Genomic DNA, 10,019 nt, shown 5'->3' with positions numbered 1-10,019 from the left:
AAAAACCAGGAATTTTGGACAGCATCAAAGCCTGAACGCAGTCAAAAACGTAGCATATGAAGGCATATGTGAGGATATTGACTGCGTAAAAATACAGAAATTGACCAAACGAACGGTTTAACAGCGTTCTCTAATAAATAAAAATAAGGATGTAACGAATACGGCAATCGTGAGAGTAACCCAGCAACATATCCGCGAACATAACAAAGATGCAGAGGAAGAGCATACCGCTTCTTTCCTGCCGCTGGTGGACCAGCTTGATGGGAAGGACGTGGAGGTTGATTTGTTAATTGATCAAATCGCTTCTTTCCAGGTAGCTATTCCGAGCTGGGCCCTGGGGGCCGGCGGCACGCGCTTCGGGCGATTTCCCGTCGGGGGAGAACCGGGCAGTCTCCAGGAGAAGATTACGGATGTAGGCCTGTTGCACGCCCTCAACCGCTCCAGCGGAGCGATCTCGCTTCATATTCCCTGGGATATCCCGGAGGACACAACGGCGGTCAGGGCGCTGGCGGGAGAACTCGACCTCGTTTTTGATGCCGTGAACTCGAATACCTTCCAGGACCAGGAAAATCAGGAGCACTCCTATAAATTCGGGTCGCTTTCCCATACCGATGCGGCTGTCCGCAAGCAGGCCGTCGAGCACAATATCGAAGTCATCCGCTACGGCGACGCCCTTGGGTCCAGGGCACTGACGGTATGGCTGGCCGATGGATCGAATTTTCCCGGACAGCAGAATTTTCAGAAAGCATTGCGGAGAACCCGCGAGTCGCTTGAAGAGATCTATACCGAGCTTCCCGATGACTGGCAGATGCTGATCGAATACAAGCCATATGAGCCCAATTTTTATTCCATGGTGATTCCCGATTGGGGGACCTCCTTCCTGCTTGCCGGCAAGCTTGGGGCAAAAGCCCGGACGCTGGTCGACCTGGGACATCATCTCCCGAATACCAATATTGAACAGATTGTTGCGACGCTTTCCATGGAAGACAAGCTGGGAGGCTTTCACTTCAATGACTCCAAATATGGGGATGATGATTTAACCACGGGGGCTATCAAGCCGTACCAGCTGTTTTTGATTTTTAGTGAGTTGATCGAAGGGACGGAGGATCGCGCTGACCTTGAAAACAATATCGCCTGGATGATTGATGCGAGCCATAATGTGAAAGATCCCCTCGAAGATTTGCTGCAGTCGGTGGAAGCCATCAAAAAGGCATATGCCAAAGCATTATTGGTAGACCGCAGGGGACTGGAGGAGGCGCGGGAAGCAAACGACCCGGTCCTGGCCCAGGAATTGCTGCAGGATGCCTTCCAATCGGACGTTCGTCCCCTGCTTCGCGAGGCCCGGATTCGCAGCGAGGCTGCGGCCGATCCCCTTCGATTATACCGCGAGCTGGATGTCCGGGGTCAGCTGATAGAAGAGCGGGGTTCGGACACCATCGCAACGGGACTTTAAATTGGTATTGGTTGCCGGTTATTTGTTATGGGTCCTTTCCCGCTTAACGCGCACCTGTGAGATCATTATTATATTGTGCAATAGCGAATAATCAACCAATTACCGAATAAAAAATAACTGTTAACCCATTAACCAAAAACGTTGAATCAATCTAAGCCCATACCGGTAACCGCCGTTTTCGATATCGGAAAGACGAATAAAAAGTTTCTTGTGTTCGACAGGGATTACGCCATCATTCAAAAACAGCAAACAATCCTGGACCAGGTGGAGGATGAGGATGGCGATCCCTGTGAAGACATAAGTCAGCTGGAATACTGGATTCATCAAAAGCTGCGGAATGCCTCTCAAAATAAAAAAATTGAAATTGAGTCACTGAACTTCTCTACATACGGGGCCAGTCTGGTCCATCTCGATGATCAGGGAAATGCCATCCCCCCGCTGTACAACTACCTGAAGTCGTACCCGGACGACCTGCTGGACGAATTTTATGACAGTTACGGGGGGAGGGAAGCATTTGTCCTGCGGACTGCATCCCCACCTATGGGCATGTTGAATTCCGGTCTCCAGCTGTACTGGCTTAAACACCGCCGTCCCGGGAAATTCGGGAAGATTGACCGTACGCTTCACTTCCCGCAGTACTTAAGTTACCTGATAACCGGTAAGCGTGTGTCCGAGCAAACCAGCATCGGATGTCATACCGCCCTGTGGGATTTTGAAAAGGGGGATTACCACCCCTGGCTTGAACAGGAAGATATATTAGAGCTTCTCCCGCCCATCCGTCCGGTATCCTCCGCGTTTCCTGCGGATTCTCAGGAGGCTTCGTTTCGGACCGGCATAGGTATTCACGACAGTTCCGCCGCGTTGGCTCCCTACTTGTTTGCCTCCGATGATCCATTTATGCTGGTCTCAACCGGTACGTGGAGTATCACGCTCAATCCCTTTAACAAGGAACCGCTGACGTATAAAGAGCTCGAGCGGGATTGTCTCTGTTACCTGGATGTCTATGGCAACCAGGTCAAAGCCTCCCGGCTGTTTTTGGGGAATGAATATATGCACCAGACGAAAAAACTCAGCCGGCATTTTGGATTGCAACACCGGAATGGTGCAGTTGACCTGGATCCGGAGCTGCTCAATACCCTCAGCCGCGAGGCCGATCCCGGGAAAAAAATAACCCTCGAGACGGCGCACGAGTCCGGACCCTTTCCTCAGGAGGAAGCAGGGAACTGGCAGGTGGACCAGTTTGCTTCTTACGAGGAAGCGTATCACCAGCTTATGCTCGACCTGGTGTCGATCCAGGTGGTGTCGATCTCCCTTGCCCAGGGCTCAGGCGAGGTGGACAAGCTGATTATCACGGGAGGATTCAGCCAGAATGACTTTTTTGTCACGTTACTGGCCTCCTTTTTGCCGGATAAGAAGGTCTATACCGCCTCCGTGCCGCATGCCTCGGCCCTGGGGGCGGCCATGGTGATGAACAAAGCGGATGAAGAGCCACACGCCAGCCGGATCCACTGGAAAGAGCTGTTGGGCCTCACGCTCCACCGGCCCCAGGAAAATCTGGACGTCCGGCAGTATGCGTGGTAGCGCTCGGTCGTACCGTGACCCTGATTGGAGTGCACCGCTGATTACTGGATAGGCCAAGTTCTGTCGCACTTTCTCAGGGATTGGAATCCCGCCCCCCGGCGCAGTATTTGCGTTCTGCCGCTTATGGTTGTTTATTTCGCTGGTTATTGTTATTTGTTATTCGTGTATTGGTTATTAGGATTGCCCAACAGAGGTTGTGCAGTTGAAAAATCTTTTTGACAGCCTTTAGAAGGATTCCCCTTCCCGCGACATACAGGGGAGGAATTAGCTCGCTGTTTGCTAAACGAAAGTAATTCTCCGTGTTTGGCTAAAGGTTTTCTTACTTTGTAATGCAAGTTAAATTATTGTAAAGAATAATATTTACCGTCAATAAATAAATGCGAATTTCCCTTTTTATCACATGCTTTAACGACACGCTCTTCCCGGAGACGGGCAAGGCGATGGTTCAGCTGTTGGAACGGCTGGGACATACGGTGGATTTTCCGCTTGAGCAAACCTGTTGCGGGCAAATGCATTATAACACGGGCTACCAGGAAGAGGCCATCCCACTGGTGCGTCGTTTTGTGGAGGTGTTCGGGGAGTCAGAAGCTATTGTAGCGCCCTCGGCCTCCTGCGTGGGGATGGTCAAAGAATTTTATCACAAAGTGGCGGACCGATCGGGAGACCCGGAATTGACAGAGCGTGTTGAGTCGGTCGTCCCCCGGGTATTTGAGCTCTCCCAGTTTTTGGTGGAGGAACTCGGGGTCGAAGATGTAGGGGCTTACTATCCGCACCGGGTTACGTACCACCCGACCTGCCATTCGCTGCGCGTGCTGCATGTGGGGGAGGCCCCTTTGATCCTGCTGCGAAACGTGCGGGGCATCGATCTGGTGGAATTGCCCGCCGCCCAGGAATGCTGTGGGTTCGGAGGCACCTTTGCCGTCAAAAATGCCGACACCTCCATGGCGATGCTGGGGGACAAAATTCGGCATATCAAGGATACCGGCGCCGAGGCTTGTGCGGCCGCCGACAACTCCTGCCTGATGCATATCGGCGGAGCGTTGAACCGCCAGCGGAGCGGAGTCGATCCGGTTCACCTGGCAGAAATATTAGCCTCCACCGAAGAAGATTAAGGTCATTATTATATTAATGATCAAAAGAATGTCATATACTCATACTCAGCTATTAGTTCATGCTGTAATGACTGAGAAAAATGGAAAAGCCGCTTTTGTATAAAGGAAATAAAGATAAGAATTTATTATAAATAGGCAGGGCTTCAGCCCCTCAGGAAATATTGAAGGGCTGAAATCCTCTGTTGTACATCCGGGGCCACTTTGACCCCGGTCTAAAGATCCTTTGAAGGGCATGTTAATTTATTTTATTACCATGAGGATGAGCTTTGAAGGATCACGCGTTTTGTAACCAACGATCAGGAAACCAAATGTAATGCAGACTCCCACATTCGAAGAATCGGCCAAAGCGTATCTGTCCGATACGCAACTGCGCCGCAATATCGGTCACGCTACTCATACCATCCGGGATAAACGCCAGACGGTCGTCGATGAAATGCCCGACTGGGAGGTGCTGCGGGAAGCCGGAAGCAGCCTGAAAAATCGCATCATGCGTCACCTGGACGAATACCTGCTGCAGCTTGAGGCATCGGTCCGGCAAGCAGGCGGACACGTCCACTGGGCCCGCGAAGCCGAAGAGGCGAACCGGATTATCGTAGACTTGGTAAAAGAGCAGCAGGTGGAAGAGGTCGTCAAGGTAAAGTCCATTACCACCGATGAAATTAAACTGAACGGTGCCCTGGCCGAAGTGGGGGTCCGGGCCCTGGAGACCGATCTCGCCGAGCTGATTGTACAGCTGGCGGGCGATGAGCCCTCCCATATCCTGGTCCCCGCCATCCATAAAAACCGTGCTGAAATTCGCGAGCTGTTTCGCAAGAAACTAAACCGGGGCGAATTGAGTGATCGTCCCGAGGACCTGGCCGAGGCGGCGCGGTTGTACCTGCGAAAAAAATTCTTAAGTGCCAAGGTCGGGATCAGCGGGGCCAATTTTGCGGTGGCCGATACGGGCACCGTAGCGGTGGTGGAATCGGAGGGCAACGGACGCATGTGCACCACGCTTCCGGATACCCTGATTACGGTTATGGGAATCGAGAAGCTGATTCCCACCTGGCGCGATTTTGAAGTGTTCATGCAGCTGCTGCCCCGTTCCTCCACGGCCGAGCGGATGAATCCCTACAACTCCTTCTGGACGGGTGTTACGGAAGGCGATGGTCCACAGGAATTTCACCTGGTACTGCTGGATAACGGGCGGACCAACGTGCTGGCTGATGAGATCGGGCGACAAACGCTCAATTGTATCCGCTGCAGCGCCTGCCTGAATGTGTGTCCCGTCTATGAGCGGACCGGCGGACATGCCTATCACTCTGTCTATCCGGGGCCGATCGGGGCGATCCTGACGCCTCAGCTCAGGGGACTGGAGGACGAGGGGGCCGCCTCGCTGGCCTACGCCTCAACCTTGTGCGGAGCCTGTTACGAAGTGTGTCCCGTTAAAATCAATATCCCGGATGTGCTGGTTCACCTGCGCGGGAAAATTGTGGATCGCAAAAAACGGGAGGGAGGATTTAAAGCAAAATCGGATCCCGAATATATCGGGATGAAACTGATGGCCCGGGCGTTCAAAAGCCGGTCGCGCTACGAACGGGCTCAAAAAATGGCCCGGGTCGGACAAAAGTTCTTTGTTAAAGATGGTACCATATCAAACCTGCCCGGAGAACTGTCCGGGTGGACTGCCATGCGCGATCTCAAGCCTATTCCGAATCAAACGTTCCGCGAGTGGTGGGGGGATCGCGATGAGTGAGGCCAAAGAAGCCATACTGGAAAAAATTCGAAACGCCCTCGATGAGGTCCCCCGCCAGGAGCGTCCCGGAGATATTGACGTGCCGCGGCACTACCGGCAGAAAGGGAATCGCGGGGCTGGGGAAGTGGTTGCCCTGTTTGCCGAGCGGGTGGGTGAGTACAAGGCCACGGTACAAAAAGTGAGTGTTGATGCATTGGCGGAGGTTATAGCCGAAAGCTGCCGCCGGGAAGAGGTGGAAAAGCTGGTGGTGCCCGAGGGTTTTCCCGGGGAGTGGCTGCCCGGAGATGAGGATGATAATGTCCGGTTGCTGCATGATGAGCCGGGAGAGCCGCTTTCGCACCGGGAGCTGGACGATTCGGACGGCGTGGTTACCACCTGTGCCCTGGGAGTCGCCCAGACAGGCACCCTCATTCTGGATGCCGGGGCCGGACAGGGACGCAGGGTATTGACGCTGCTGCCGGACTACCATCTTTGTATTATCAAAGAGGAGCAAATCGTCGAGCTGGTCTCTGAAGGCTTTGCCCATTTCGATCAGCCCGTGCGGGAAGACGGTCCCCCGATCACCTTTATTTCAGGTCCCTCTGCTACCTCCGATATTGAACTCAGCCGTGTCGAGGGCGTTCACGGTCCGCGCCGATTGGAGGTGTTGATTGTTCATGGGCAATCTAACTAAACTTTTTCGTTGTAAATCGATTTTGGCGGAGTCAGATTAAGCTTAAAGGGGTTCGGGATCATCGGAATCATTCGGTCACAATCATCTATATCTATATAGGATAACAGCTTACGGGTCACCCGGTAAAGGGCACGGTATCGGACAGCTGACGGACCTGGGCCGGACCGCCGCCCCCGGCTTTTTGGGTGTGCTCTTTGACCGTAACCACCCCGCCTTTGCTGCACTGGGTCATCGAGTCCTCCATCACAAATCTTTTATCGCCCATTGCCGCTTTTTTACTGGTCTTTTTCCATGCTTGCAGGTCGGGCACGCAGGGCGGGGGCGGCGAGGAGACTTTGCAGGAGCCGAAAGTCGGCGCTACCTGCACGTCCTGACCGGTGGCTATTTTTTTGCCCTGGGCATGCAGCTTGGTTTGTGAAGTAACTGTTAGCTTTCCCTGGGTGCTGCCCAGCGTGCACTGGAGACACGCACCGTCCAATACATATTTTCTACTCATGATCGGTAGCGGTTAGATGATAGGTTGTGTTTTTTTGATAAGTCTCCCCCATTGCTCCTTCCACCTGCAGGGAGGCCTCGCTGATGCAACCGAGGCTGGTATTGACCCGGTATGCTCCCCGGTAGGTAAATTGATACGGCTGCACGGGAACGTCTCCTGCTACCTGACCGAGATAGCGATTGACGGCCTCGGCGTCGATACGTTCGGTGTCGGGACATCCGTCCACCGTGATTTCCGCTTCATGATGGCGTGGCTCCAGCCGGGTCAACTGTTTTCGTTCTATAAGGGGGAAGGGAATGGTTCCGAGATGCCTGGGGAGTATTTTCTTCGTTTCGGCGGCGGTCTCTTCTGAGTAACTGCGAAACAGATCGTTACACAGGAATTGCAGCACAGGCTCCCGGCCGTACAGGGAGTGAAAATGGTGAAACAAATTGTGCTCATGGCGGCTCAAAAGCTCTTCCACCAGCGGATCATCGTACATTTCTGTAAGCTGTTGTTTAACGCCGGGCCATTGCTTTTGAATCTGCTGCTCATTCAGTATTTCCCGGACCGCACCGGACCGGCGGGTGCGAATATGAAGCTCCCTGCTCAACGACAGCAACCTGGCAAAGATCCACTGCCATTTGTTATAATCACGGTTGCCATTAAAATACGGTCGGTATATCCGCAACCGAACGACAGCGGATGTTTCCAGCAGCTGTTCCATATTGAGCGTTAAGGGTATGCTGCACCGGATGGACGTCTGCTCGCCGGAAACCCTTTTATCCCTGCTAATGGTCAGGGTGTATTGCCGTGGCGCCTCCCACTGTTTACATCGCAGGTGATATGGTAGAATATCCCGGGTCACGGCCGACATGCTTATTCTAATTCTTGTTTTATATTTTTATTCTCCAAAGTCGATGCGATCCTTGCTTTGGATGGTCACCTTGCCCGCGCTATCCAGCAGCATCTCTCCGGTGCTGGTATGCACGGTCAGCTCTCCGGCCTGCTGCTCGGTTTTCTCCCCGGAACGCACCGTCCTGGTTTCAAGGATTTTAGTCGTACTGTTTTTCGCCTCCAGGTTGTGGTCCTCCCTGATACGCTCGGTTTTGCTCTTGCCTACATTGACCCTGAGGTTTTCCCGGATGTTCATTTCCATATTTTTGGCGTTCAGGGTCATATCTTCGGGCGCCGTTATCGTGACGCTTTTTTTCGCGGTATTCATACGGATGGCATTCCCATTTTTATCCTTAATGGTAATAGATTCCACGCCTTCCGCGTCCCTCAGCTCGATGGTGTGTCCGCTGCGGGTGCGTATGGACTTGATGTCGTTTTCAGGGGTACCGTCGCCGCTGGGCGAACGGCCGCTGCGGGCCGTACCCACCACATAAGGCAGTTCCGGATGACCTCCTTCAAAATCCACCCATACTTCTTCGCCTGTTTCCGGGATCATATGAAACCCCTTGCCGTCTCCGCCGGACGGGGAGAGCATCCGCAGCCAGGGCGTCATCCCGCTCTGCTGCCAGCGAAACCGAACCCGCACCCGGCCCAGGTCGTCGGGATCATGGTTGTCGACCACCACTGCCGACTGCGCCTCGGCCCTCGGATGCTTTTCAAGGCGGAATGAGGGGGTCGCTACATCGGCGGGGATTCCCCGGAAACGGTTGCTGTAATGCCCTTCGGAATCACACCGGTGATGAACGCCGGTAAGCATAAATTTGCCGTAGGCCTCTTTTCCGTAAACGCGTTCTTTCACCGATACATGGGTTCCCACGCCCAATCCCGGGTGGTGGCTGGTGCCGTTCAGGTGGACCATCCCGCCCAGGGTCGAGGCGCTCCGGCGGGAGGCGATCTGGTTCATACGTCCCCCGGCATCCCCCTGCAACGCATGGTTGGGCTTGTATCGTCCCCGGCGGGTATACAGGCTTTGGCTGGCTTCCAGGGCGGTCCGGCTGTGGACGTTGACGGTTGATGGCCGGTGGGAAGTGCTATCGCTCACAGCGCTCTGGTCGCCGGTATAATCGTATCCGGTCAGCTGCATGTTGTTCGCCTGCACGTCCATTTGCAGTGAAAACCGATCCAGTTCCCTGTCATGAGTTAAGAAGACGGTATCGGGATTATAGCGGCCGAATATCAACTGTTGTCCGTCATAGAACAGCCACTCCCCATACTCGCTGCCCAGCCGCTGTAACAGTTGCCAGCTGGTTTCCTTGTATTGCACTATGTATTCCAGCGGACCGGTTGTGGCGGGATCGAGCTGCAGGCGCAGCAGGTTGGTCGGGCAGGCGTCGAGCTGCTGCCGGATAATTCGCTGCAGCGACTGCCGGTTGAAGGTAGCCATATGCGGATCATCGTCCAGCAGCAGCGTCGGACTGCCGCCTTCCAGAATGACACGACCCCGGGAACCGTAATCCTTGGCCAGGGAGAGCCCGGTGATCAGGCCGCTGAAGACCTTGGGTCCGTGGGAGAGATTCTCATCGGCCGGGGCGATCTCGATGTAGATGCGCCGGCCCACCAGTTCACGCCAGGAGGCTGTTCCCCGCCCCCGGCCAAACGCCCGCCCGGGCAATTCCAGTTTAAAACGATGATGATTCCCGATCGATTCATGGAGGGTCAACATCTGGAAGGTGTCAGCGATCCCCTCGTGGCCCTCAATACGTATTTGCGTGGAGGTGTGTAGTGCCATGATGAACAGGTATTAATAATGGATGATAAATAGTACAATCTTTGACATACTTCTGGTACCTAATTTCATCTTTTGTTAGCTATCTGAGGAAGTATGCAAGCTTCTCTCCATCAATATTGGTAAGGCAACCGGACAAGTTGTCAGGCAACCAGATAAAAAAAACCAGCGGGCCCCGGCAGGGACGCCCGCTGATTACAAGATGCAGCGGCTACACCCACTCGTTGACGTGGGTTCCCTGCCCGACGGTAATCTCCCGGGCGGAGATGGTAAAGGTCTCGCTGAGCGGCTGCTCGTTGGTCGCCTC

Annotated in this window: 9 protein-coding genes; 5 read left to right on the top strand and 4 right to left on the bottom strand. The window is 54.0% G+C overall.

What is annotated here, in order from left to right; genetic code table 11:
* Positions 1–169: 169 nt before the first annotated feature.
* The 5 genes from ACESLU_RS07780 (at position 170) to ACESLU_RS07760 (ending at position 6,554) form a co-directional block, all read left to right on the top strand.
* On the top strand, positions 170–1,453 hold the full coding sequence (locus tag ACESLU_RS07780) for a sugar isomerase (protein WP_372637480.1): 1,284 nt from the start codon (positions 170–172) through the stop codon (positions 1,451–1,453).
* Positions 1,454–1,594: 141 nt separating this feature from the next.
* Positions 1,595–3,034, top strand: a complete 1,440-nt coding sequence (locus ACESLU_RS07775; protein WP_372637477.1) for an FGGY-family carbohydrate kinase — start codon at positions 1,595–1,597, stop codon at positions 3,032–3,034.
* Between the two features lie 377 nt (positions 3,035–3,411).
* Positions 3,412–4,146 (top strand): (Fe-S)-binding protein, encoded by a 735-nt coding sequence (locus tag ACESLU_RS07770; RefSeq protein ID WP_372637474.1) that lies wholly within the window; start codon positions 3,412–3,414, stop codon positions 4,144–4,146.
* Between the two features lie 313 nt (positions 4,147–4,459).
* Positions 4,460–5,881, top strand: a complete 1,422-nt coding sequence (locus ACESLU_RS07765) for a LutB/LldF family L-lactate oxidation iron-sulfur protein (protein WP_372637471.1) — start codon at positions 4,460–4,462, stop codon at positions 5,879–5,881.
* Positions 5,874–6,554: a lactate utilization protein C gene (locus ACESLU_RS07760; protein ID WP_372637468.1), complete on the top strand. Its 681-nt coding sequence runs from the start codon at positions 5,874–5,876 to the stop codon at positions 6,552–6,554. The genes ACESLU_RS07765 and ACESLU_RS07760 overlap by 8 nt, the downstream gene beginning before the upstream one ends.
* A 115-nt stretch (positions 6,555–6,669) precedes the next feature.
* On the opposite strand, the gene ACESLU_RS07755 is transcribed toward ACESLU_RS07760, so the two are convergent.
* The 4 genes from ACESLU_RS07755 to tssD form a co-directional block, all read right to left on the bottom strand.
* On the bottom strand, positions 6,670–7,050 hold the full coding sequence (locus ACESLU_RS07755) for a PAAR-like protein (RefSeq protein ID WP_372637465.1): 381 nt from the start codon (positions 7,048–7,050) through the stop codon (positions 6,670–6,672).
* Entirely contained in the window at positions 7,043–7,906 is an 864-nt protein-coding gene (locus ACESLU_RS07750; RefSeq protein ID WP_372637463.1) for a hypothetical protein, read from the bottom strand. The genes ACESLU_RS07755 and ACESLU_RS07750 overlap by 8 nt, the downstream gene beginning before the upstream one ends.
* A gap of 27 nt (positions 7,907–7,933) precedes the next feature.
* Positions 7,934–9,715 (bottom strand): type VI secretion system Vgr family protein, encoded by a 1,782-nt coding sequence (locus tag ACESLU_RS07745; RefSeq protein WP_372637460.1) that lies wholly within the window; start codon positions 9,713–9,715, stop codon positions 7,934–7,936.
* A 208-nt stretch (positions 9,716–9,923) separates the two neighbouring features.
* The coding region (gene tssD / locus ACESLU_RS07740; RefSeq protein ID WP_372637483.1) for a type VI secretion system tube protein TssD at positions 9,924–10,019 on the bottom strand (96 nt) is incomplete at its 5' end.

Origin of the sequence: Fodinibius sp., assembly GCF_041642155.1 — a bacterium.
Classification (GTDB): Bacteria; Bacteroidota; Rhodothermia; order Balneolales; family Balneolaceae; genus Fodinibius.
This window is presented reverse-complemented; position numbering and strand designations above follow the sequence as displayed.